26 protein-coding genes are annotated in these 25,157 nt (G+C 35.2%); 21 read left to right on the top strand and 5 right to left on the bottom strand.

All coding sequences use genetic code 11. The features are described from left to right. The 3 genes from CXF67_RS13380 to CXF67_RS13395 all read left to right on the top strand — a co-directional run. Positions 1 to 249: YqaE/Pmp3 family membrane protein (locus tag CXF67_RS13380; RefSeq protein ID WP_441344396.1), on the top strand; the 249-nt coding region annotated here is incomplete at its 5' end. A gap of 1,050 nt (positions 250 to 1,299) precedes the next feature. Further along, entirely contained in the window at positions 1,300 to 3,144 is a 1,845-nt protein-coding gene (locus CXF67_RS13390; RefSeq protein ID WP_102089204.1) for a DNA polymerase III subunit gamma/tau, read from the top strand. 5 nt (positions 3,145 to 3,149) lie between these two features. Then, positions 3,150 to 3,734, top strand: a complete 585-nt coding sequence (locus CXF67_RS13395) for a MiaE family protein (RefSeq protein WP_015025645.1) — start codon at positions 3,150 to 3,152, stop codon at positions 3,732 to 3,734. A gap of 403 nt (positions 3,735 to 4,137) precedes the next feature. On the opposite strand, the gene CXF67_RS13400 is transcribed toward CXF67_RS13395, so the two are convergent. The 3 genes from CXF67_RS13400 to CXF67_RS13410 all read right to left on the bottom strand — a co-directional run bounded on the left by CXF67_RS13400 (position 4,138) and on the right by CXF67_RS13410 (position 6,671). Further along, positions 4,138 to 5,088: an aldo/keto reductase gene (locus CXF67_RS13400; protein WP_102089205.1), complete on the bottom strand. Its 951-nt coding sequence runs from the start codon at positions 5,086 to 5,088 to the stop codon at positions 4,138 to 4,140. A gap of 75 nt (positions 5,089 to 5,163) precedes the next feature. Next, positions 5,164 to 5,991, bottom strand: a complete 828-nt coding sequence (locus tag CXF67_RS13405; RefSeq protein ID WP_102089206.1) for a lysophospholipid acyltransferase family protein — start codon at positions 5,989 to 5,991, stop codon at positions 5,164 to 5,166. Between the two features lie 41 nt (positions 5,992 to 6,032). Continuing rightward, positions 6,033 to 6,671, bottom strand: coding sequence for an NUDIX hydrolase (locus CXF67_RS13410; protein ID WP_102089207.1), 639 nt, complete (start codon positions 6,669 to 6,671; stop codon positions 6,033 to 6,035). Here CXF67_RS13410 and CXF67_RS13415 point away from each other — a divergent pair. After that, positions 6,659 to 7,375, top strand: coding sequence for a peptidylprolyl isomerase (locus CXF67_RS13415; RefSeq protein ID WP_102089208.1), 717 nt, complete (start codon positions 6,659 to 6,661; stop codon positions 7,373 to 7,375). The two genes, CXF67_RS13410 and CXF67_RS13415, sit on opposite strands and share 13 nt — an antisense overlap. Before the next feature lie 2 nt (positions 7,376 to 7,377). Here CXF67_RS13415 and CXF67_RS13420 read toward each other — a convergent pair whose 3' ends face one another. Together CXF67_RS13420 and CXF67_RS13425 are read right to left on the bottom strand one after the other, a co-directional pair. Continuing rightward, positions 7,378 to 8,007 carry a trimeric intracellular cation channel family protein gene (locus tag CXF67_RS13420; protein WP_102089209.1) on the bottom strand — a complete coding sequence of 210 codons (630 nt, stop codon included), beginning with the start codon at positions 8,005 to 8,007 and terminating at the stop codon, positions 7,378 to 7,380. Continuing rightward, positions 8,007 to 8,720 (bottom strand): RDD family protein, encoded by a 714-nt coding sequence (locus CXF67_RS13425; RefSeq protein ID WP_102089210.1) that lies wholly within the window; start codon positions 8,718 to 8,720, stop codon positions 8,007 to 8,009. Before CXF67_RS13425 ends, CXF67_RS13420 begins: the two co-directional genes overlap by 1 nt. A 32-nt stretch (positions 8,721 to 8,752) precedes the next feature. On the opposite strand from CXF67_RS13425, the gene CXF67_RS13430 reads away from it, so the two are divergent. The 17 genes from CXF67_RS13430 (at position 8,753) to dapB (ending at position 25,148) form a co-directional block, all read left to right on the top strand. Beyond that, positions 8,753 to 9,727, top strand: coding sequence for a stage II sporulation protein M (locus CXF67_RS13430; protein ID WP_102089211.1), 975 nt, complete (start codon positions 8,753 to 8,755; stop codon positions 9,725 to 9,727). After that, positions 9,702 to 10,583 (top strand): hypothetical protein, encoded by an 882-nt coding sequence (locus tag CXF67_RS13435; protein ID WP_102089212.1) that lies wholly within the window; start codon positions 9,702 to 9,704, stop codon positions 10,581 to 10,583. Before CXF67_RS13430 ends, CXF67_RS13435 begins: the two co-directional genes overlap by 26 nt. Beyond that, positions 10,573 to 11,346, top strand: a complete 774-nt coding sequence (locus CXF67_RS13440) for a hypothetical protein (protein ID WP_102089213.1) — start codon at positions 10,573 to 10,575, stop codon at positions 11,344 to 11,346. The genes CXF67_RS13435 and CXF67_RS13440 overlap by 11 nt, the downstream gene beginning before the upstream one ends. Beyond that, positions 11,339 to 12,541, top strand: a complete 1,203-nt coding sequence (locus CXF67_RS13445; RefSeq protein WP_102089214.1) for a DUF4350 domain-containing protein — start codon at positions 11,339 to 11,341, stop codon at positions 12,539 to 12,541. The genes CXF67_RS13440 and CXF67_RS13445 overlap by 8 nt, the downstream gene beginning before the upstream one ends. A gap of 3 nt (positions 12,542 to 12,544) precedes the next feature. Beyond that, the gene (locus CXF67_RS13450; protein WP_102089215.1) at positions 12,545 to 13,531 is read left to right on the top strand and encodes an AAA family ATPase; all 987 of its coding nucleotides are present in this window, start codon (positions 12,545 to 12,547) and stop codon (positions 13,529 to 13,531) included. Next, positions 13,531 to 14,862 (top strand): DUF58 domain-containing protein, encoded by a 1,332-nt coding sequence (locus tag CXF67_RS13455; RefSeq protein WP_102089216.1) that lies wholly within the window; start codon positions 13,531 to 13,533, stop codon positions 14,860 to 14,862. Before CXF67_RS13450 ends, CXF67_RS13455 begins: the two co-directional genes overlap by 1 nt. Further along, a complete protein-coding gene (rdgB, locus tag CXF67_RS13460; protein WP_102089217.1) occupies positions 14,863 to 15,435 on the top strand; it encodes an RdgB/HAM1 family non-canonical purine NTP pyrophosphatase in 573 nt (190 codons plus the stop codon). 68 nt (positions 15,436 to 15,503) lie between these two features. Further along, positions 15,504 to 17,261 carry a DEAD/DEAH box helicase gene (locus CXF67_RS13465; protein ID WP_102089218.1) on the top strand — a complete coding sequence of 586 codons (1,758 nt, stop codon included), beginning with the start codon at positions 15,504 to 15,506 and terminating at the stop codon, positions 17,259 to 17,261. A gap of 59 nt (positions 17,262 to 17,320) precedes the next feature. After that, positions 17,321 to 18,097, top strand: a complete 777-nt coding sequence (locus tag CXF67_RS13470; RefSeq protein ID WP_102089246.1) for a carboxypeptidase-like regulatory domain-containing protein — start codon at positions 17,321 to 17,323, stop codon at positions 18,095 to 18,097. A gap of 4 nt (positions 18,098 to 18,101) precedes the next feature. Further along, positions 18,102 to 18,779 (top strand): SIR2 family NAD-dependent protein deacylase, encoded by a 678-nt coding sequence (locus CXF67_RS13475; protein WP_102089219.1) that lies wholly within the window; start codon positions 18,102 to 18,104, stop codon positions 18,777 to 18,779. A gap of 111 nt (positions 18,780 to 18,890) precedes the next feature. After that, the gene (gene purB, locus CXF67_RS13480) at positions 18,891 to 20,228 is read left to right on the top strand and encodes an adenylosuccinate lyase (protein ID WP_102089220.1); all 1,338 of its coding nucleotides are present in this window, start codon (positions 18,891 to 18,893) and stop codon (positions 20,226 to 20,228) included. Between the two features lie 2 nt (positions 20,229 to 20,230). Beyond that, positions 20,231 to 21,145, top strand: a complete 915-nt coding sequence (gene menA / locus CXF67_RS13485) for a 1,4-dihydroxy-2-naphthoate octaprenyltransferase (RefSeq protein ID WP_102089221.1) — start codon at positions 20,231 to 20,233, stop codon at positions 21,143 to 21,145. Positions 21,146 to 21,209: 64 nt separating this feature from the next. Continuing rightward, the gene (locus CXF67_RS13490; protein WP_102089222.1) at positions 21,210 to 22,091 is read left to right on the top strand and encodes an SDR family oxidoreductase; all 882 of its coding nucleotides are present in this window, start codon (positions 21,210 to 21,212) and stop codon (positions 22,089 to 22,091) included. Positions 22,092 to 22,183: 92 nt separating this feature from the next. Next, the gene (locus tag CXF67_RS13495) at positions 22,184 to 22,948 is read left to right on the top strand and encodes a ParA family protein (RefSeq protein WP_102089223.1); all 765 of its coding nucleotides are present in this window, start codon (positions 22,184 to 22,186) and stop codon (positions 22,946 to 22,948) included. 6 nt (positions 22,949 to 22,954) lie between these two features. Beyond that, the gene (locus tag CXF67_RS13500) at positions 22,955 to 23,860 is read left to right on the top strand and encodes a ParB/RepB/Spo0J family partition protein (RefSeq protein ID WP_102089224.1); all 906 of its coding nucleotides are present in this window, start codon (positions 22,955 to 22,957) and stop codon (positions 23,858 to 23,860) included. Then, positions 23,850 to 24,431, top strand: a complete 582-nt coding sequence (locus CXF67_RS13505; RefSeq protein WP_102089225.1) for a DUF5683 domain-containing protein — start codon at positions 23,850 to 23,852, stop codon at positions 24,429 to 24,431. The genes CXF67_RS13500 and CXF67_RS13505 overlap by 11 nt, the downstream gene beginning before the upstream one ends. Beyond that, the gene (gene dapB, locus CXF67_RS13510; RefSeq protein WP_102089226.1) at positions 24,432 to 25,148 is read left to right on the top strand and encodes a 4-hydroxy-tetrahydrodipicolinate reductase; all 717 of its coding nucleotides are present in this window, start codon (positions 24,432 to 24,434) and stop codon (positions 25,146 to 25,148) included. Positions 25,149 to 25,157 lie beyond the last annotated feature (9 nt).

Raw genomic sequence — 25,157 nt, forward strand, 5'->3', positions numbered from 1 at the left:
TCTATAAATAATTATACAATTGAAATGAATTCTTACATTGTGCCTAAACAAAAAGTAAATAATTATAATTTAAAAACTAAATCTATGAGTCTCCTTAGAATCCTATTTGCGATCATTTTGCCTCCACTAGGTGTATTTTTAACCGTTGGCATTCGCGGAGCATTTTGGCTCAATATTTTATTGACACTTTTAGGCTTTGTCCCAGGGATAATTCATGCTGTATGGATTATTGCTAAAAACGATAAATAGAAATTATGGTCACCACCATTATTATTTACCCCATCCTGATGTGTTTGTTCACATTTATAACCCTCATCAAGATTGAGCATTGGGTGGTTAGATTATTTTACTTTCCTAAAATTTAGGTTTAGCTTTGAGCCTTTTAAGGTAGTTCTTCGTGCACTTCTACTTCAGTTGTGATTCTATAGTGCAATGAATGGTATGGTAACACTGGCTATTGTCTTTCATTGTATAAATCTAATTCCATACACTGTATTTTTCAAAAAAGAGGGCATCAGAACCGTTGCCACTGACTCCTCCATTTGTTTTAGCTTTATGACAAATAATCCAGACTACGAAAAACTGCTGAACAAAATAGAGACGTATCGACCTGATGTATTAATTCCTTTGGAAAATGATACAATAGCAAGATAATTTATAGGGAGTACATCGCTATTCCAGACTAGAATAGAAAGATGTGCAAATCCATCATTTCGCAAAAGAGGATATTCCTTCAATTGAGGCTTATCTCCGCATAGATAAACAGCATCGGATCAAAATTTTTACATTACTTCCCAAACCCCTTCAGTCCCAATGAATCCAAAACATCGACCAACTGAGCTGCAAAATAACTTTTAGCTACAAATCGTGTAAAAAAAATAAAAATTCTGCTATTGTTTTTGAGGATTTGAACGATTTAGCGTGATGTAAGAATGCATTATTATTTAGAAAAATAAGTAGTTTATTAAAATTAAGAAGAGGCTGGGGTCCCCGCAGTACTTTTTGTAGTCCATATAAATTTTTAAGATTGCAATTGGATCACTTTTTCATAGCGAAGAGTTTAGCCTCGCCAAAATGCAAGTGTTAACTGAAATGGAGTTCGATTATTTTCCTATTTACGCCAAACTGTACCTAAATACAAAAGCTAAAACCCAGCAAGAAGGGTATGAATATAAGACTGTGAAAGAAAAAATGGCTGATGATAAAATTGAATAGGCTATTAAGACTACTGAAGTTTATATTCCAAATTAAATTCATACTAGCTTTGCCGTATAAATTTCAGAAAACTATATTTGTATCATGGAACATTTTATTGTCTCTGCTAGAAAATACAGACCCGAAACTTTTGAAGATGTTGTAGGTCAGAAAGCAATCACCAACACACTTCTTAACGCAATCAATAACGATCATTTGGCTCAAGCCCTATTGTTTACTGGCCCAAGGGGTGTGGGAAAGACCTCTTGTGCTCGTATTTTGGCCAAAAAAATTAATCAAGAAGCCACAGACAACGAAACTACGGACTTCGCTTTCAATATTTTTGAATTGGATGCCGCTTCCAATAATTCTGTAGACGACATCAGAAATCTAACCGACCAAGTTAGAATTCCACCTCAAACTGGAAAATATAAAGTTTATATTATAGATGAGGTACACATGCTTTCTCAATCAGCCTTCAATGCTTTTTTAAAAACGTTGGAAGAGCCTCCAAAACATGCTATTTTTATTTTAGCAACAACAGAGAAGCATAAAATTATACCTACTATATTATCGCGTTGTCAAATTTTTGACTTTAAACGCATCACCGTTGGGGACATCAAAGAACATTTAGCTAAAATTGCTGAAAAAGAAGGCGTTATAGCCGATGAAGACGCGCTTCATATCATCGCTCAAAAAGCAGATGGAGCCATGCGTGATGCTCTTTCTACTTACGACAGAGTTGTGAGTTTTAGCGGTAAAAACCTTACTACGGATGCTGTTACCGAAAACTTAAATGTTTTAGATTATGACACGTTCTTTAAAACAACAGATTTACTTTTAGAAAATAATATCCCTGAAGTACTGGTCTATTTTAACCATATCCTTTCCAAGGGATTTGATGGACAACATTATATTGCGGGATTGGCCTCTCACTTTAGAGATTTAATGGTGTCTAAGTACTCAAAAACTATAGAGCTTCTCGAGGTTGGAGAGCGTTCAAAAACAAAATACTTTGAGCAGTCGCAAGCAACTTCGTATTCTTTCCTACAGGAAGGTATCGACTTAGCCAATACCTGTGACTTTAATTACAAGTTGAGTCAAAACCAACGTTTGCACGTTGAATTGTGCTTGATGAAACTGGCTTCATTAACCGACCCAGACTCATCTCAAAAAAAAAAGACTGAACACCAGATCTTAAGCCCTCAACAGGTTCAAGAGCAAGACGGACACTATTCCAAGACTTCTGAAATTGAAATAAATGATAAGCCCAGTGTCCAAGATGCTTCAGAAGATCGTCATCTTAAATCTGCAGATTTACATTCAGAGAAGCCTAAAACCCAAGACGCATCAACTAAGCCCTTGGAATCTAAAGTTTCTGCTGTCGAGGACAACACATCAACGGGAGCGAATTCAGAAGGAAAAAAAGAAGATGTACCTGTTGAAATTGAGAAAAAGGCAGAAAAACTGACTCCCAAACTTGAGGATAGGCCAAAAAAAGTGAATAGCCTTTCCATAAAGAGCATTCAGGAAAAGAAAAAATTAAAGGAACAGCTTAAGAAGAATAAGCCTGAAAATACTGAACTCACCGGGCATTTTACAGAGGTCGACTTGAAGAAAGCATGGAAAGATTATATTGAAATTCTAAACCAAAGAGGAAGTAAAATCGTGTCATCGGTGATGTCTACAGATGAGCCTATATTGGAGGGGAAACAGATAAAAGTACAGTTGCCCAATGAGTCTATGAAATTGAATTTGCTCCAAGACCAAGGCGATTTAATGAATTTTTTGAAAGACAGACTAAAGAATACTCAAATCAGTCTCGATATTACTGTAAATCATAAGTCTGAAAAGAAGTATGTGTATACACCGCGAGAGAAATTTGAAAAATTGAATGAGAAAAATCCAAATTTAGAATTACTAAGAAAAACTTTTGATTTAGATATCTAATAATTATGCTAGGACTAAAATTACCAACAGATCCACGATGGGCAAATATCGCTGAAAAGAATATTGATGACATCTTGATAGACCATGCCTATTGCGAGCAAAAAGCAGCATCTACAGCTATTTCATTAATTGTTTCCTTCCCTGAGTATACCGAGTTAATTACAGCGATGACTGGATTGGTCCAGGAGGAAATGAGTCACTTTAAAATGGTCCACGATCTTTTAAAAGAACGAAATGTAACTTTAGGACGAGATCGTAAAGATGCTTATGTAGCTAAAGTTATCACTTTTTTCCCTAAAGGAGGAAGCCGACAAACGCAATTGGCACATCGTTTACTTTATGCTGCACTTATTGAAGCTAGAAGCTGTGAACGTTTCCGCCTCTTGTCTGAAGAGTTAAGCGATGAAAAGCTAAGGCGCTTTTATAGAAAATTAATGATAAGTGAAGCGGGGCACTATACTATGTTTTTGAAGTTTGCAAGGCAATACCATGATGAAGCCGAAGTGAATCAAAAGTGGTCGGACTTACTTGATTTTGAGGCAAAAATACTAGAGTCATTTCAATCTGGAACTTCAGTACACGGTTGGTAATCAACTTAATTTAGCTTAAGCTGAAAAATAATAATCCCTGAAGATACATTTGCATTTTCAGGGATTTGCTTTTATACCAATTTAGTTTTTAAATGCTGTATTAAAAATTTGAAATATTTTTTACTTAGTTGAAGAAAAAATAGAAGCATAGCAATAGTTACGGTTCTATTTTATGACGATTACTAAGTGAAAAAGAAACAGATTTTATACGACATTTAGATTCTAGGTTGGAATTATACCAATTTAAATTTACAATGTCGCATGAATAAATTGAATTATTTTTTGATTGATTGAAGTTAAAAATAAAAAGCATAGCCTTAGTTACGGTAATTATTTTTGGTAAAAAGCAAGCGAAAAAGAAACGATTTATTGCGACATTATAGGTTTAAATTGGTATTATATGTTACTCGTCGTAAATATTGAAATACTTTCCATCTGAAGTTTCGAAAAATTTCCCGTTGACGTATCGATACTGATTATCAATAGATTTTAGACCCTTCATGTCATCTTCATCTAAATTAAGCTTTTGACTATCTAAGTTTTCTTGAATTCTTTCTTTATTGGTGGATTTAGGAATAGTAGCTACATTTCTTTCAAGGTGAAACTTGATAAGTATTTGTGCAGGAGAAGCATCATGCTTTTTGGAGATGGCAGTGACCACTTCATTTTCCAAAAGAGAAGGTTCATTGTCTGCTTTCATGGCTTCGATTCTATCTTGGCTGCCCAAAGGTGAAAATGCCGTAACGTTAATACCCTGTTTATGGCAAAAATCTACGAGATCGTCTTGATGAAGATAAGGATGTAATTCAATTTGATTCATTTCTGGAGTCACCTCTGAATTGGACATTAACTCTTCTAATTTCTTTTTGCTGAAATTGGATACACCAATATGTTTTATAAGACTTTGATTTTTTAGTTGAACCATAGCTTCCCAAGTTTCTTTTATAGGAACTTCATCTAGGGATAGAAAATCATCATCTGAAGAAGGAAAGCCTTCTAATCCAGGTCTAAAAGCTACTGGCCAATGAATTAAATACAAATCGATATAATCTAGTTGAAGATCTTTCAATGTGTGTTCCAAAGCTGGTTTTACATCTTCTTCTTTGTGGTTGGTATTCCATAATTTTGAAGTGATCCAAACCTCAGGTCTGGAAATAGTCCCTTCATCGAAAACCTCTTTTAGAGCTTCGCCCACTTCCTTTTCGTTTCCATAAACTGCTGCACAATCGATATGCCTATAACCGATTTTTAAAGCGTGTTTGACAGCTTTTTTGACAGCACCAGGTTCAGATTTCCAGGTTCCTAAACCAATGGCATCCATCTCATCGTTATTGGTATATTGCAGAGTTTTCATAAGTATTATTTTATATAAATAGAGTTTTGGAGATACTGAAAACAAAAATAAGGTTTGAGTTTAAACTAGTTTTAACTACAAATCTTTATCTTTATTAGTATTGGCGCTATAGCGACGCTTCTCGTTTAGCGACTCGTGGGCTTCAATTTCACTTTCTGGAATCACCTTAAGGAACGAAGGATGTTGCTCTATACCATATTCAATTTTTTCTATAATGCTATTCACCCCTTCAGTATCATAATCTATATCTAGTGGCTCTTTAATGACCATAGATTGAAGAATATTTCTCTTTTTGATACGGATTCCTTTTTTATCGAAAGAACGTCTAAAGCCATCTATAACTATAGGTATGACAATAGGTTTGTATTTTTTTATGATGAAGGCTGTTCCTTTTCTTATTGGTTTCCAAGGTTTCGTCGTGCCTTGGGGAAAGGTGATGACCCAACCATCATCTAAAGCTTTTCCTATATCAGAAATATCGCTCATTTTTACTTGGCGATTTACATTTTGCCCATCAGCTCTCCAGGTTCTATCTATGCTTATGGATCCTGCATAGGCTAGAACTTTTGGCAAGAAACCTTTTTTCATTGTTTCAGCAGCTGCGACATAATAAATATTCAACTTAGGATCCCATAAATAGCCTACGTTTTTAATACTATCATCTCTTCCGCTTAAGGAAGCATTGAACACATGATACATAGCAACCACATCTGCAAAGTAAGTTTGATGGTTGGATACAAACAAAACATTTCTATCGGGCAAATTTTTTAAAATGGAAGATCCTTCTATTTGGAGATCATTGAAACCTCGATAACGTTGATGGGTCATCCCACCCATAATCCTTATTATCCACTTTTTTAAAAACAGATAATGTCCAAAAGGATTTTTCTTAAATAAGCCCATATCTCAAAAAAATTAATTTTCAAATATACGGTTTTATAGGCTTATGCTATCCTAGAAAAGAGTTCTCGTATTTCACTTAAAATCATAGCAGTAGCTCCCCAAACCACATTGCCGTTAAAATTGAAAGCGGGTACTTCTACATTTTTAGCGTAAGAAGCTTGAATGATTTCTGTATTCAAATTGTTTTTATCTAAACAAATGGACAGAGGAATTTCTATTATATTTTCCACTTCACTTTCCTGTAAAACGAAACTTGGTTCAAAATCAACATAGCACAGAAATGGATAAACCAAAAAATTGGAAGGTGGTATATAAAGCTGTGTAAGTGGCTTTATCAATTTAATCTTGTTTGCTTCTACTCCAATTTCTTCTTCCGTTTCTCTTAAGGCCGTTCGTTCAAGATTTAAATCAACCTCTTCATAGCGTCCACCAGGGAATCCAATCTGATTTGAATGCACACCTTTGTAAGTTTTCCTCAAGATAAAGGCCATATGTATTTCACCATTTTTAGGATATAATAAGGAAACTACTCCAGCATAATTTGCGTTTTTTCGTTGCTCACTTAAAGTTTCCAATTCTTTTTGACGAAATAAAGGCGCGAGTTGATGATGAAAAGAGTCACCTGGAAGGTCTATTTTCTCTAATTTTGTAATAAAATATTTTAATGATGAAAATTCCATTTTTAATTCTAAGTATAATATTTGTTTTTACATCTTGTAAAGAAAACAAAGATAATTCAACTATACAAAGCAGCCTTGAGAAAAAAATGACTGAAAAGAAAGTTGAAGTCAATATTCCCTCTAACGGACAAAGTGATCGAGATTTATCAAAAATAAAAACAATAACACAAGAAGAATTAATACCATTTCTAAAGGCCTACGCCGAAGACAATCCTGAAACCAGTGTTGAGGTGATCACCGATAAGGGATCCTTTACTGTAGAGCTTTATGCTGAGCCTATTTTACACAGAGCGAATTTTATAAGACTGGCTAAAATTGGATATTTTGACACGACTGTTTTTCATAGAGTCGCTAATAATTTTGTGATACAAGGTGGAAATAGCGATAGAATTGGCACGTACGACTTTAGAAATGCTGTAGGAAATTTTTTAATACCCAATGAATTTATAAGTCGGTATAAACACGATTATGGTACTTTATCCGCTGCAAAATATGCAAAGCAAAATATAAGTAATGCTTCTTCTCCTTTTGAATTTTTTATTGTCACAAAACCTGATGGCGCTTATCATCTAGACCAAGATCATACGGTCTTTGGGAGAGTAATAAAAGGCATGGAAGTGGTAGAAAAAATAGACGATATGGAAACTGATGGAGGCGAATGGCCACTTACCAACGTAGGCCTAGACATGAAAGTGATTCGATAAACTTACCAGTAGTCCCTAATATCCTCATCTTTTTTGTAAACAGAAGGCAGAGATATTTTGAAAATCACCGCGGAAAGTCTAACAATAATGACGACCAATCCCGATAAGAAAAAAATCAAACTCTCTGGGAAGTTGAGTCTTAGAAAAACAAAATAGCTCAATCCACCTAAAATACAGGCAGTTGCATAAATTTCCCTTCTGAAAATCTGGGGAATATCATTACATAAAATATCCCGAATAACTCCACCAAAACAAGCACTCATAGTGCCTAAGGCTACACAAATGATCGCAGGTAGCTCCTGAGAAATGCCTTTTTCGACCCCTACAACGGTGTATAAACCTATCCCCAAAGTATCAAAAAGAAAAAGTGATTTTCTTAAATAAGATAATTTTTTTCTAAAAATCACAGCCAAAACTGATGTCACTATAATCACATACACGTAAGTCATATCTTGCATCCACATGACTGGAAGGCCTAGTAAAACATCCCTTAAAGTTCCCCCTCCTACCGAAGTCACAAAAGCAATAATCAAAATACCAAAGGCATCCATTCGCTTTCTTAACGAGGACAATACACCCGATATAGAAAAAGCGATAACTCCTAAGATGTCTAAAATTAAAATATAATCCATTAGCGAGTACTATAATAGTGATAATCCTTTAACAGGGTTTGTATAAATGTTTGTGGAGATTGGTCTAGTTGAATGTTCAATTGAGAGGCTACTTTGTCACTGAGTTTTATAATGATAAAGTGATCGGATTTTCTATGAGCTTTATCAAAAACAGCTTTAATTTTCCTCACATCTTTATCTGTCATCGAGGCTACTTGTGGATATCGGGGAGAGTAAGACTCTTCCATTTCGAAATTCAACATCTTATCAAAGCCTGTTTTCCGTCGTTCAGAAATCACTGCTGTTTTCGCAGCAAGATCGCCAAGCCGTTGTCCTTTACCATTTAGCAAAATAACCAAAATCGCAACAGCACCACTCACCAAACTTATGTCTATAATCCTAAATAACCAACGAATTAAATATCCAGAAAATTGAGGCTTTGAGCCATCTAGGTTGACTACTCGCAAATGCATGGATGCTTTACCTACACTTTGTCCATTTAGAAAAATTTCCATCAGTAAATGATATAGAAACGGAGGTAAACCGATGACAAGAGAGGTAGCAAAACCCTCAAAAGGAGAGACATTTAGCCCACTCATCACAGCGATAGTAGCAAATACATAAGCTAGGATAATAGTAAAATCTATGATGTAAGCTAGAATCCTATCCCAGACTGTCGCTACATTTTGTTGAATCTTCACATTTTGTGCAGTTTCTATTTGAAAATGACTCATGAATTGCGTTTCTTTGAATAAATTTAATAAAGATGCGTGAGGCCGCTTTTGTTAAGCAAAATAAAGACAAATGGTTAAAATTCGAAAGAGTTCTAGTAAATAATATTCACATTTTACCAGATGAGCTGTCTCAACTCTATGTGGAACTGAACGAAGATCTAAATTATGCTCAAACTTTTTACGCTAACAGTCAAACTTTAGCTTATCTCAACGAGCTTTCTGTAGGAGCTCATCAGAAAATTTATAAAACCAAAAAGGAATCCAAGAACAAAATATTTCAATTTTACTTTAAAGAATTTCCTCTCTTTTTTTACAAACACCGCTCGATGCTTTTGCTCGCTTTTATTCTTTTTGCAAGTTTTACCGCTATAGGAGCTTATTCTGCATCCTCCGACGATGCCTTTGTAAGATTAATTCTGGGAGATGCCTATGTCAACTCCACTATCGATAATATCCAAAACGGGGACCCTATGGCAGTCTACAAAAAATCCAACGAAACGGATATGTTTCTTGGCATTACTATAAATAATATAAAAGTAGCTCTTTATGCTTTTATTGCAGGGATTTTTGCCGGCTTAGGTACCGTCTACATTATCTTACAGAATGCAATTATGCTTGGATCTTTTCAGTATTTTTTTTACGACCAAGGCTTGCTATGGGAATCTGCAAGAACCATCTGGATTCATGGCACTATAGAAATTTCTGTTATTATCGTTGCCGCCTGCGCAGGCCTAGTTATGGGAAAGAGTCTCCTATTTCCAAAAACTTACACAAGACTCCAATCTTTTATTCAGGGGGTAAAAGCTGGGCTCAAAATTGTTATAAGCACGATACCCTTTTTTATCATAGCTGGATTTTTAGAAGGTTTTGTTACCCGTTTAACTGGCATGCCAGACTGGCTGGCCATATTAATTATTGTATCGTCTTTAGCTCTCATTGTCTATTATTACGTTTTTTTACCACAAATAATCTATAAAAAAAATGCAAAACAATTACATCCTCTTTAAAAAACAACGAGATCTTGGCACTATTATCTCAGATACCTTTAAGTTCATAAGGCAAGAGTATAAAACTATTTTTAGATTATACTTAAAACACGTGGGTTGGCTATTACTCCTTGTAGTTGCTGCTGGCACCTATTATCAATATACTTCATTGAACTCTGCCAATTCGCTTTTAGAAAATGGAGCCGAAGCCTTTTTACTCAATACATTTCAGAACACCGGACTTTCCGTACTTCTCGTTTTTTTAACTTCCATAGCTTACTCAGCAATGAGCTTAACTGCGATCAATAGTATTATCAAGAGTTATGTTGATAATAGGGGAGAGATCAAGGATGAGGAGGTGAGTTTATATATTGGACGTTTCTTTGGCCAAACCCTTCTTAGCTTATTCGTCGTTGGTATCCTTTGCTTTATTGGTTTTTTACTATGCTTCCTTCCAGGCGTTTATTTAGCGGTGCCTTTATCCTTAATTTTTTCTGTGATCGTCTTTCAAGAGAAATCCTTTTCTGATGGATTCTCTGAATGTTTTCAACTCATAAAACAAAACTGGTGGATTACTTTTGCAACCGTTTTAGTCATAAGTATATTAGTATCACTTGTAGGTGGAATTTTTCAACTTCCAGTAATTATATTAACTGCTGTAGAGACTTTTACCTCACTTGAAGAAGGTGCAGGAACAAGTGGGGCTTTAGGTTTGGGAAATAATTGGCTATACCTTAGCTTGTATATATTCGCTTCCATTGCTCAATATATTTTAGGATTAATCACCCTTATTTCACTAGCTTTAATTTATTTTAATCTGAATGAAATCCACAACAAAACTGGTACTCTAGAAGATATAGACGGCATTGGAAATTAAAACAAAAGCCATTAGACTATTCGTGTTTTTACTCCTCTTTTTAAAGTTAGGAGGCTTATCGCCTGCACTATACTCTACACCTATTTTACAGAAAGAAAGCCTTCAACTCGACACTACACCTATCGAATTTGATAAAAGCATTATAGAGTCCTATAAGGCTGATGATAATTATAATTACTTCAAAACGATCGTTGAACCTTCAGCATGGGATAGATTTAAAAATTGGCTAAACTTACAGTGGAATAAATTTATGAATTGGTTGCTGTCTGGTATAGAAGAAGGAAACCTTTGGAATTACGTGGCTTTAATTTTAAAAATTCTTGTTATTGTAGGTATTGGTGTGCTCATTATTTGGTTGTTCAGCAAATACTATAGTTCTAGACAAAAACCTAGTGCTCAACATCAAAACCTGGTCAACTTATCTGAAGAGGAACAGCTTTTAAGACAAAAAGACCTTTTGAGTTTGGTGGATGAAGCCGAGCAGAATGAAAATTACAGGTTAGCTTCTCGTTATTTATTTCTAAATACCTTGAAAAATTTAAGAGAGAAAAAAATAATTGACTATCAATTTCAAAAAACCAATTCTGATTATAAATCTGAAATCACTCAAGATATAATCAAAACAGACTTTAACTATCTGTCTCGATTGTATGAATTTGTCTGGTATGGAGACTTTGAATTGAATGTATCTGATTTCAAAAAAATCAAATCCCGATCTGAAAATTTAATCATCAACATTAAAAATCTAAAAGCTGATGGATAAACGCAACAAAGGCTTAATCATCGGATTAATTGGAGTTATCATTTTAATCATTATCCTTGATGCTACCACCGAAAAACCTGTAGATTGGTTTCCCAGTTATGTGCATACAGACAATAGAGCTTTAGGAACGGAGGTGTTTTACAAAAGCTTATCTTCGTTAGACACCGATATTCAACATGTCGAAAAATCCCCCTTTGAGAGCTTTCAAGATAGCCTTCAACCAAAGGGTACTTATTTTTTCTTGAACGAATATATCAATTTAACCAAAGAAGAAATCGATCAACTTTTGGAATGGGTAGATCATGGAAATACAGCTTTTATAGCCTCTCAGGGAATTCCTAAATCCCTTTTGGATACTTTAGGTGTTGACATAAGTTTTTACTTGAGCAATTCTCAAATAGAATATCAGCCAAGCTTCAATTTAGTGGAAGAACACCTTCAATTAGAATCGGCCAAAACGTCCAGAAAGGCATTTGAATATCTTTACTTTTCTGAAATAGATTCAGCAAAAACTCAATCTCTAGGATTAGCTCAATCCACATTAAAAGAAAGTGAAGATGAGAATGCTCGTCATATCAATTTTATTAAGGTGAGCTGGGGTGATGGCTATTTTTTATGTCATCTTGCTCCCCAAACCTTTACCAACTATTTTATGGTAGATGGATCCAATAGTGATTATACAGCAAGAACCTTAAATTATATTGATTTTGACGAACCTGTTCTTTGGGATAATTACTATAAGGCAGGCAAGGAAAAAATAACAAATCCTTTATATTATTTACTCTCCAATATCTATTTGAAAACAGCCTACTATTTAATTATCATATCCTCGATTTTATTTATTTTATTTGGCGGTAAAAGGAAACAAAGACCTATTCCAATTATAGCCCCAATTGAAAATAAATCTCGGGAATTTGCACAAACTATTGCTGGTATGTATTTAGATAAAAAAGACCATAAAGCAATCGCCCAAAAACAAATTCAGTCGTTTCTAGATAAAATCAGAAATCGTTATGGACTATCAACTCAAAAAGTGGATGCTAGATTTCTAAAAGATCTGTCGCAAAAAACAAATCAGAATTATGAAGACTTAGAGGAATTATTTAAATATATTGAATTTATAAATACCTCAGAAACCATTAGTGAAAAAGAACTTATAAATTTGGATCAGAAAATATCCCATTTTAACTATTAAATTATGCAAGAAGAAAACCCACTTGAATTCAACAATAGAATACCTTTAGATGAGTTAAAAAGTTCAGTTGAAGCCATAAGAGGTGAACTGGCTAAAGTCATTATAGGTCAAGAAGATTTTATAAAATTCCTCATTGTAGGCTTACTAACCGATGGCCATGTTCTCATTGAAGGTGTGCCGGGGATTGCCAAAACTATGACGTCCAAATTGTTTGCTAAATCCATTCATACCGGTTTTAGCAGAATTCAATTTACGCCAGATTTAATGCCAAGTGATGTTTTAGGTACTTCTGTATTAAAAACTGATAACTCTGATTTTGAGTTTAAAAAAGGCCCTATTTTTTCTAATATTGTCTTAATTGATGAAATTAACCGATCTCCTGCTAAGACGCAAGCCGCTTTGTTTGAAGTGATGGAAGAAAAACAAATTACTATGGATGGCGTTGAGTACAAAATGCCCCCACCATTTATGGTAATAGCTACTCAAAACCCTATAGATCAAGAAGGTACCTACGCTTTGCCTGAAGCTCAGTTGGATCGCTTTTTATTCAAATTAAAAATCGACTATCCAAACTTAGAAGAGGAGGTGAAAATTCTCAAATCTCATCATTTACGCAAGTCAAAGTCACCCATGGATGAGCTCAAAGCCGTCATGGATGTTGAAACACTCTTAAAATTCAGAGATCAGATACACGATATTATTGTAGAGGATAAAATATTCGATTATGTGGCAGAAATTGTCTTACAAACTAGATCTCATCCCCATCTCATCTTAGGAGGTTCTCCTAGAGCTTCATTATCTATATTGAAAGCTGCTAAGGCATTTGCCGCTATTCAAGGTAGAGATTTTGTAACCCCTGAAGATGTAAAGTCCAGCCTTAAACCAGTATTAAACCATAGAATTATTCTGTCTCCAGAAAAAGAGATGGAAGGGACTACACCAGAGCAAGTCATTGATTTAATCCAAAATACTATAGAAATCCCTAGATAGTGCGTCAATTTTTTTCATCTCTTTATTTTGGTCAAACTTTCTTCAAAATCCTTTATGGTTTTTCAGGGCTGTATTTGCTTTCGTTTTGGTTTCATAGCCTCTTCGCCATTAACACTGTACTTATAGTAGTATTTAGCATTGTCTTCGCTATAGATCTTTACAGACTTTACCGAAGAAATGGTTTTTTTGCTTCTCGGGAAGTCGCTCATAAATTTTCGAATAGCGATGCCAATCCTGTCCGTATTCGACTTACCAATCTTTATCCATTTACAATCCACACGGATATTATAGATGAAATTCCGGAACAATTTCAAAAGAGAGATTTTTTAAAATCTTGGACTGTACAGGCAGACTCAAAAGATAAATTCTCTTATACCTTAACCCCAGTTCAAAGGGGTGAATATAGGTTTGGTTTTCTCAACTGCTATGTGAGTACAAAGTTAAGGTTAGTCAAAAGGCGCTTTAGGTTTGAAAATGAATCTTTGGTAAAAGTATACCCTTCCTTTATGCAGATGAGAGCATTAGATTTTATGGCTATCGATCAGAAAATGGGCCAATATGGGATGAAAAAGATCAGGAAGATTGGGCATACCATGGAGTTTGAGCAAATTAAAAACTATGTGACAGGCGACGATATTCGCACGATCAATTGGAAGGCCACGGCCAAGCATAGACGTTTGATGGTAAACCAATATCAAGATGAAAAATCACAGCCCATATATAACATCATTGATGTTGGCCGTGTGATGAAAATGCCCTTTGAAGGTTTATCCTTATTGGATTATGCGATAAATTCTTCACTTGCCTTCAGCAATATCGCCCTAAAGAAAAACGACAAAGTAGGAATGCTTACTTTTGCAGAAACAGTACGTAACTATGTTCCTGCCAAATCCAAAAAAACACATTTAAATACACTTTTGGAAACCTTGTATGGAATAAATACCGGTTTTTCAGTTTCTGACTTTAATCGACTCTATGCCAATTGTAAACGAACGATTGCGCAGCGTAGTTTATTGATGTTATACACAAACTTTGAGCATATTACAAGTCTAAAACGACAAATGCCCTACCTTAAAGCTATTGCTAAGTCTCACCTTTTGGTGGTTATTTTCTTTGAAAATACTGAATTGGAGGATATGGCTTTACTTAAAACAAGAAAAGTGAGTGAGATTTACGATAAAGCAATTGCTCAAGAATTCGTTTACAACAAAAAGCTCATGGTAAAGGAATTGGAAAAAAATGGCATACAAGCCATCTTGACAAAACCTAAAGATCTATCTGTAAACACTATCAACAAATATTTAGAAATCAAAGCAAAAGGACTTTTATAAATGACACTTATTTTCGCTACACATAATCCAAACAAGGTAAAAGAAATTCAAGCCTTGTTACCTGAGCACATTCAGCTTAAATCACTTATCGATATAGGGTATATGGAGGAAATTGAAGAGTATGGAAGTACCATAGAAGCTAATGCAAAGATTAAAGTTGAGGCAATTGTGGAAAAATACAATTGTCCCTGTTTTGCAGATGATACAGGATTGGAAGTGAAAGCCTTAAGCGGTAAACCTGGGGTGAAATCCGCTCGCTATGCCGGAGAAGATAAAAACGATGATGCCAACAAAAGAAAACTCCTTGAGGATCTAGTCCAATTTAAAGACAGATCGGCAAGGTTTAAAACAGTTATTTACTATAAAAACCAAGGAATAGAACATCAATTTACAGGGATTTGTGAAGGAGAAATCACAAAAAAAGAGTCTGGAGACCGTGGATTTGGGTATGATCCTATTTTTAAACCTAAAGGGTATAAACAAACTTTTGCTGAAATGCAATCGGCTCAAAAAAATAAAATAAGTCATAGAAGTTTAGCCTTTCAACAGCTTATAGAATTCTTGAAAGTATAAAATAAATACAAATAATTGGCATTACCAATATAGGAATACATACCTTTGCATTTATTTTTAAAATATATATGACTACATTTGAATCATTAGGCTTAAGCCCCGAAATCTTGAGAGCAATCGAAGATTTAGGATTTGAGTCCCCGAGTGAAGTACAGGAACAAACAATTCCTGTTTTACTCGAAGAGTCAACCGATATGGTTGCACTTGCCCAGACAGGTACAGGAAAAACAGCCGCATTCGGTTTTCCTCTCATTCAGAACATTGACCTCAATTCCAAAAAAACACAAGGTTTAATTTTATCTCCAACTCGTGAATTGTGTATGCAAATCACCAACGAGCTAAAACAGTATTCAAAATACTACCAAAACCTAAGTACTGTTGCAGTATATGGAGGCGCGAGCATCACTGATCAAGCCAGACAAATTAAAAAAGGGGCACAAATTATTGTAGCGACTCCTGGACGTATGAAAGATATGATCCAGAGAAACATTATTGATATTTCAAATATCAGTATATGTATCTTGGATGAGGCGGATGAAATGTTGAACATGGGTTTCTTTGAAGATATAAAAGAAATTCTGTCTCATTCTTCCGATCAAAAAAACACATGGTTATTTAGTGCAACGATGCCAAAAGAGGTATCGATTATCGCTAAAAAATTCATGAAAAATCCAAAGGAGATCACTGTTGGCCAGAAAAATATCTCTACAAAATCTGTAAGTCACGAGTATTTTATCGTGGGTGGTAGAGATCGTTATAGCGCGGTAAAACGTGTGGTTGATGCCAACCCAGATATTTATGCTGTTGTTTTTTGTAGAACCAAAAGAGACGCCCAAAAAGTGGCTGAAAAACTCATAGAAGATGGATACAGCGCTTCTGCTTTACATGGAGATTTGAGCCAGGCTCAAAGGGATATGGTAATGAACAGTTTTAGAAGAAAGCAAATCCAAATGTTAGTAGCAACAGATGTTGCTGCTCGTGGAATTGATGTAGACGATATTACACACGTTATCAATTACCAACTCCCTGACGAAATTGAAATTTACACTCACCGAAGTGGAAGAACTGGTCGTGCTGGTAAAGAAGGTAAATCTTTGGTCATTGTCACGAAAAGTGAAGTGAGAAAGATTAAGCAGGTCGAAAGAATGATCGGACAGAAATTCACTCAAGAGGAGTTACCTTCTGGAGATGAAATCTGTAAACGTCAATTGTTTCATTTGGCAGACGAAATTAAAAAGACTGAGATCAATCATGCAATAGATCCTTTTATTCCAAATCTAGAAGCTGAATTTGAAGAACTAAGCAAGGAAGATATTATTAAAAAATTCTTTTCTGTTGAATTCTCAAGATTTCATAACTATTATAAGAATGCTCCAAAAGTCGTTCAACACTCAGCTGATGAGTCTTATTCTTCAGGAAAAGATTACGGAGATGAAACTCGATTTTTCATAAATATTGGTGAAAAAGATGGTTTCGACTGGATGTCGATGAAGGACTTCCTAAAGGATCAGTTGGAACTAGATCGTGATGGAGTTGCTAAAGTTGATGTTAAAAACACCTTTTCATTCTTCAATGTTGCGACAGATGATGTTGAAAAAGTGGAGGCTGTTTTTGAAAGCTTTATGTTAAAAGGTAGACATGTAAATGTTGAGATCACCAAAGATCAAAAGAGCGGCGGTGGTGGCGGTAATAAAGGTGGCGATAAGTCACGAGATCGCAAACCTAGAAAACGATTTGACAAGAATAAATCTTCTGATTTTAAAGGTAAAAAACCAGGAGGATCTAACGTAAAGAGTTCTTTTGAAAGAAGACGAAAAAAGAACTAAATTTAAGGTCTAAAAAAGTCATTTTGAAGCCATCTAATCGCTTCGAAATGACTATTTTTATGAGTATGAGATTCAAAACAATTTTAAGTTTATTGGTGATTATCACTTTCACCACTTTAGTTTATAGCCAAGAAAAAGAGCTTCAAACCATAACAGGTATTGTGATGAATGCTGCCAATGATAAACCTTTGGAAAACGTAAATATTGTAAATATCAATACGGTAAGAGGATCTATTACTAATAAAGACGGTCAATTTAATGTGAAAGCTCATATCAGTGATACGATTTATCTTTCTTATTTAGGTTTCAGATCTATTCAAGTAAAAATTACTGAAGATTGGGTTAAGTTTGGTGATGTAAAAATCAAGATGACAGAATCTGCAATCGCACTTCAGGAAGTAAAACTTCAAGAAATCCAATTGACTGGTTATTTGGAGATCGATGCCAGAAATATCCCTATCTACGATAACTATAGATACAGTATTTCGGGTTTAGATTATGCATACGAAGGCGGCAACTACCAAAAGAGTGCTATCTCTAAAGTACTTCAATCTATTTCCAATCCTGCAGATTTACTCTACAAAACATTTAGCAGTAAAGAAAAGCAAATGCGACGTTTACGAAAAATGAAAATGAACGAAAGTATAAAGGATATCCTTCAAGATAAATTTGACCGTGAAACCCTTTCCGCAGTTTTACAAATCAGTAGAGACGACATAGATCAAGTTTTGGAAAAATGCAATTATTCTCGAGACTTTATTACCACTGCAAACGATTTACAAGTGCTTGATGCTGTAAGTAATTGTTTCGAAGAATACAGAGCCATCAACAGATAACAATTTGAAACACATCAGCATACTTACTGGAGCAGGTATAAGTGCAGAAAGTGGTGTGAAGACTTTTAGAGACCACGACGGACTCTGGGAAGGTCATGACGTTATGCAAGTTGCTACACCACAAGCCTTTGAAAAAAACCCTGGTTTAGTCTTAGACTTCTACAATAAAAGGAGACAGCAATTACTATCTGTTCAACCCAATTTAGCACATCAGCGTTTAGTAGATCTTGAAACGCAATTTAACGTAGATATCATTACTCAAAATGTAGATGATCTCCATGAACGTGCTGGAAGTTCCCAAGTAACTCATCTTCATGGTGAGCTTATGAAAGTGAGAAGCACCTTTAACCATCATCTTATTTATAATTGGAAGAAGGATTTAAATCTTGGAGATTTTTGTGAACACCATCACCAATTAAGACCACATGTGGTTTGGTTTGGAGAAGCCGTACCAATGATAGAAAAAGCAATTGACATTTTAAAACAAACCGATGTCCTTATCATTATTGGAACCTCCATGCAGGTTTATCCAGCCGCTGGACTTATCGATTTCGCTCCCTCCTCTACCCCCATTTATTTTATTGATCCCAACCCCTCTATATCAGAATCAACTGATGTACATATATATGCTGAAAAAGCAACCACAGGAGTAGATAAATTGGTTCGAAAGCTTTTAGCTTAGATAGCATACAATCGAATTCTATAACTTGAAAAGCCATAAAAAGTAAGCCTATATTCCATAAAAATATGATTACGAAAGCTTATATTTGCTAGCGAAATAAAATAATATTACATGAATTCGCTTGATGCAATTTCCCCAATAGATGGCCGGTATGCCAACAAAACTGAATCTCTCCGAAAGTACTTTAGCGAACATGCTTTAATAAAATATAGAGTAAGGGTAGAAATAGAGTATTTTATAGCGCTATGTGAACTACCACTTCCACAGCTAAAAAGCTTTGATTCTTCTCTATATCCAAAATTAAGAGCAATTTATTTTGACTTCAGTATAGAAGATGCTCAAAAAATTAAGTCCATTGAAAGCATTACCAACCATGACGTAAAAGCTGTAGAATATTTTATCAAAGATCGAATGGATAATTTAGATCTAAAAGCCTCTAAAGAATTTATTCACTTTGGATTAACCTCTCAGGACATCAACAATACAGCTGTCCCCTTAACCTTGTTAGAAGCTGTTCAGGACGTATATATTCCACAATTGGAAGACATTTTAGAAAAAATTAAAACAAAAGCCAAAGAGTGGAAAGATATCCCGATGCTGGCAAGAACTCATGGTCAACCCGCTTCCCCTACTCGACTCGGAAAAGAGTTTGAAGTATTTGTAGTGAGACTCCAAGAACAGTTAAATCAACTGAAAACTATTCCGTCGTCTGCCAAATTTGGCGGAGCTACAGGTAATTTTAATGCGCATAAAGTAGCTTATCCAAATATTGATTGGAGAGCTTTTGGAAAAGATTTCGTAGAAAGACGTCTTAAGTTGAAACATTCGTTTCCAACAACTCAAATAGAACATTACGATAACATGGCTTCCTCTTTTGACGCTATGAAACGAATTAATACTATTTTACTAGACCTGAATAAGGATATTTGGAGCTATGTTTCAATGGATTACTTCAAACAAAAGATAAAAAAAGGTGAGATTGGATCTTCAGCAATGCCTCACAAAGTGAACCCAATTGATTTTGAAAATTCTGAAGGTAATTTAGGTATTGCCAATGCTTTACTAGAGCATTTCTCTGCAAAACTACCTATAAGTAGACTTCAAAGAGACCTGACAGACAGTACAGTTTTAAGAAATCTAGGGGTGCCTCTAGGTCATATGCTTATTGCACTTCAATCTACAGGAAAAGGACTCGATAAATTAGTTTTAAATCCAGATAAAATTCAAGCAGATTTGAATGCCAACTGGGCGGTTGTAGCGGAAGCTATACAAACGATTTTAAGACGTGAAGGTTTCGAAAATCCCTATGAAGCTCTAAAAGGATTGACTAGAACTCATTCTAAAATTGACGAAAAAAGCATTTTATCTTTCATTGATACACTTGACGTATCTGGAACTATTAAGGCTGAACTTAAAGCCATTACGCCTTCCAATTATACAGGAATTTAAACATGAGTAAAACAGCAGCTTGGATTTCAGCAGCTAGATTACGGACCTTACCACTATCCATATCTGGAATTTTGGTAGGGACTTGTCTTGCTTTGCCGTCCAATCAATTTAATCCAACTATTTTCTGGTTAGCCATTGCCACAACTTTGGGATTACAAATTTTATCGAATTTCGCAAATGATTATGGCGATGGAATTAAAGGAACCGATAACGATGAACGTATTGGCCCTATGAGAGCTTTACAAAGCGGAGCCATCTCTGCTAAGGAGATGAAGAAGGGTATCATTTTAACAGCAATTATAACAGCTATAATTGCATTGAGCTTGATTTATACTAGTTTCGGAAAAGAAAACTTTTTACTGAGTTTGCTATTTGTTGGCTTAGGAGTTTCTGCAATTATTGCCGCTATTAAGTACACGGTTGGCGATTCTGCTTATGGGTATAAAGGTTTAGGAGATATATTTGTCTTTCTTTTTTTTGGAATTGTAAGTGTTTTAGGTTCTAATTTTCTGATGACAAAGCAATTGGACGTTTGGCTATTTTTACCAGCAATCAGCATAGGTTTATTGAGTAGTGCAGTTTTGAATTTGAACAATATGCGAGATGAATTAAGTGACCGCAATTCAAAAAAAATGACTCTGGTAGTTAAAGGAGGGAAAAAATTTGCAAAAATTTATCATTTCTCATTGATTCTTGTGGCTTTCGTATCTATGGTTATTTTTCTTAATCTAGACTCCTATTCTAGTTACTATTTAATATTACTACCCTTGCTAGCCTTCGCTCCTTTAGCAATTCATCTTAGGAAAATATACCACTATACAGATCCTAAAACCTTAGATCCTGAATTAAAAAAAGTAGCTTTAAGTACCTTTGCACTTGGTTTTATTTTATTTTGGATAGTATTCTTAGAATTTTAACCGAAAGCAGTATTGGAAAACCTGTATTTGATGATTTAATTCGTAAATTGATAAAAAATATTTGATGGATTTTAAAAAGAAAATGTTGCGAGATGATGCCTTAGAAGGCAAAACAATCATAGTAACTGGAGGTGGAAGTGGACTGGGTATGTCTATGACCCGTTATTTTCTAGAACTTGGAGCTAATGTTGTCATCACCAGCAGAAACTTGGAAAAACTTAAAACTAGCGCAAAAACTCTAGAAGAAGAAACCGGCGGAAAGTGTTTACCTGTTCAATGTGATGTGAGGCACTATGATGAAGTTGAGAATATGATAGAACAAGCGCATACCACTTTTGGTGAAGTTGATATTCTTTTAAATAATGCTGCGGGAAATTTCATTTCTCCAACAGAACGATTGTCTACAAATGCCTTTGATACTATCATCGATATTGTCTTGAAGGGCAGTAAAAATTGTACACTTGCCTTAGGTAAATATTGGATAGATAAAAAGCAAACTAATAAAACAGTCCTTAATATTGTGACCACTTACGCCTGGACAGGGTCTGGTTATGTTGTCCCAAGCGCCACTGCAAAAGCAGGGGTATTGGCCATGACGAGATCATTGGCTGTGGAATGGGCTAAATATGGTATTCGATTTAACGCGATTGCTCCAGGACCATTCCCTACTAAAGGGGCGTGGGATAGATTATTACCAGGAGATCTTAAAGAAAAATTTGATCTTGCTAAAAAAGTACCGCTTAAACGCGTTGGTGATCATCAGGAATTAGCTAATCTTGCTGCTTATTTAGTTTCAGATTTTGCACATTACCTTAATGGAGAAGTGATCACCATTGATGGTGGTGAATGGCTAAAAGGCGCTGGTCAATTTAATCTTTTGGAAATGGTGACACCAGAGATGTGGGACCAATTAGAAGAAATGATTCGCTCTCAAAAAAAGAAATAACTGCTAACTTTCTATCGTTATAATAATTAATTAGAGCAAGTTGACATGCTACAATTAATTGTAATTTTACATCAGAAAATTCGAAAAACTTTATGGGAAAGATAATTTCAATTGCAAACCAAAAAGGCGGTGTAGGTAAGACTACAACGGCTGTAAATCTAGCTGCTGCATTAGGTGTTTTGGAAAAAAAAGTACTGTTGATCGATGCAGATCCACAAGCCAACGCTACCTCTGGACTCGGCATTGATATTGAAACAGTAGAAATAGGAACTTACCAAATTTTGGAACATACCAAAAAAGCAGAAGAAGCCATTATGGACACTGATTCACCAAACTTGGAGTTGATTCCTTCTCACATTGATTTGGTTGCCATTGAACTTGAGCTTGTAGATGTTGAGCGAAGAGAATACATGCTTAAAGAAGCTTTGCTACCTATAAAGTCTAAATTTGATTACATTCTTATCGATTGTGCTCCTTCTTTAGGCTTATTAACATTAAATGCATTGACTGCTTCAGATTCGGTATTAATTCCTATTCAATGTGAATATTTTGCTTTAGAAGGTTTAGGTAAATTGCTTAACACTATTAAAAGCGTGCAAAAAATTCATAACGATCAGTTAAGCATTGAAGGCTTGCTACTGACCATGTATGATTCTAGACTGCGTTTATCCAACCAAGTGGTGGAAGAAGTGAAAAAACACTTTAATGATATGGTCTTTGAAACAATCATCCAAAGGAATGTGCGTTTAAGCGAAGCTCCTAGTTATGGTGAAAGCATTATTAAATATGATGCAGCTAGCAAAGGAGCCAATAATTATTTAAGCTTAGCTGAAGAAATTATTAAGAAGTCAAATTAGAAGTCAATGGCGAAAACGACAAAGAAAAAAGCTCTCGGTAGAGGTTTATCGGCTTTATTAAACGACCCAAATAATGATATTAAATCTACAGATGATAACAATGCAGATAAGGTTGTAGGTAGTATAGTAGAATTAAGCCTTGGGGCTATTGACGTAAACCCATTTCAACCTAGAACGAGTTTTAATGAAGATGCTTTAAAAGAATTGGCCTCTTCCATTAGAGAACTTGGTGTGATCCAGCCCATAACAGTTAGAAAACTTGAATTTAACAAGTACCAGCTAGTTTCTGGAGAACGCCGTTACCGAGCTTCCAAAATGCTTGGCTTAGAGACTATTCCATCCTACATAAGGATTGCGAATGACAGAGAGTCTTTAGAAATGGCCTTGGTAGAAAATATACAACGCCAAGACCTCGATCCAATAGAAATCGCTTTGTCTTACCAAAGATTGATGGATGACATTGATTTAACTCAGGAAGAATTGAGCGATAGAGTTGGTAAAAATAGATCTACTATTGCAAATTACCTCCGCCTTTTAAAGTTAGACCCTATCATTCAAACAGGAATGAGGGACGGTTTTTTGAGTATGGGCCATGGTAGAGCACTTATAAACATTACCAATACCGATATTCAGCTTCAGGTGTACGAACGTATTCTTAAAAATAAGCTTTCTGTAAGAGATACAGAAAACTTGGTGAGACACATGCAACAAAACAAAGACACTTCTAAACCTTCCTCTGAAGAGGTGAGCGTTGATGAAAAGAAGTCAAAAGCCTTAAAACAAATCTCTTCCTACTTTGGCGCTAAAGTCGAACTTAAAGTCAACAAAAAAGGAAATGGAAAACTTATTGTTCCCTTCTCTTCAGATGAGGATTTTCAAAGAATCAAAAAATTAATACAAGGTGATTCGTAAATTTTTTTTCACTTCCATATTTATCTTAGGTTGGTGTTCGTGTTCCTATAGTCAAGAACAAGATAGTTTGACAGTTGAAACCACAATGACTTCTACCAAAAACGCTTTCAAATTGGATCTATACGATCCTCTAGCACCTGCTAGATCAGCTTTTTATTCAGCTATTTTACCGGGATTGGGACAAGCTTATAATGGCAGTTATTGGAAAATTCCTTTGGTCTATGCTGGCATAGGAACAAGTCTATATTTAGTGCTTCAAAATGACACGGAATACCAACGCTACAGAGACGCATATAAACGAAGATTAGCTGGTTTTCAAGATGATGAATTTCAAAATATTCTTGAGAATGATGGTTTGATTAACGCGCAAAAGCAATTTAGACAGAACAAAGAATTTGCTATTTTGGCAACGGTAGCTTTTTATTTATTCAATATTGTAGATGCAAACGTAGATGCGCACTTAAAGCAGTTTGATGTTTCTAAAGATCTTACGCTTAAACCAAATTTTGAGCCTAATTTCATGAGTGGAAATATCGACTATGGTCTAACTTTGAATTTTAAATTGAATTAAATGAAACTCGCTATACTTGGCTATGGTAAAATGGGTAAAACCGTAGAGAGTATCGCGACCTCCAGAGGTCACGATATTGTTTATAAGACCTCAGATGATATAGACATAGACCGCTTAAAAAAAGCAGAAATTGCTATAGATTTTAGTACACCTGAAGCCGCTTATTTTAATATAACCACTTGTTTGGAATACAACATAGCCATAGTGTCTGGAACTACAGGATGGCTAAATCGATTTGAGGATGCGGTTAAAGTTTGTAAGTTACAGGCTGGTAAGTTTTTGTATGCCTCCAATTTTAGTATAGGAGTGAATATTTTTTTTGAATTAAATTCTCAACTTGCTAAAATGATGTCTGGATTGAAAGGGTATGATGTTAAGCTAAAGGAAGTTCACCATTTGGAAAAGAAAGACGCCCCCAGCGGCACCGCCATTAGTCTTGCTGATCATATTATAAAACAAACCGAGTATACAAATTGGTCATATCCACCAGAATATTCAAAAAATTCAATCCCAATCGAGGCTGAAAGAAAAGCGGGAGTTTTTGGTTTTCATGATGTGACTTATAATTCTGATATTGATACCATAACCATTTCTCATAACGCAAAATCTAGAGAAGGCTTTGCTCATGGGGCAGTAGTCGCTGCAGAATGGATATTTAAACAACACGACGGAGTATATTCTATGAAGGATGTCCTTCAACTTAACTCTTCAACCTAACGCTATTCA

The organism is Psychroflexus sp. MES1-P1E, from assembly GCF_002836055.1.
In the GTDB taxonomy this organism is placed as follows: Bacteria; Bacteroidota; Bacteroidia; order Flavobacteriales; family Flavobacteriaceae; genus Psychroflexus.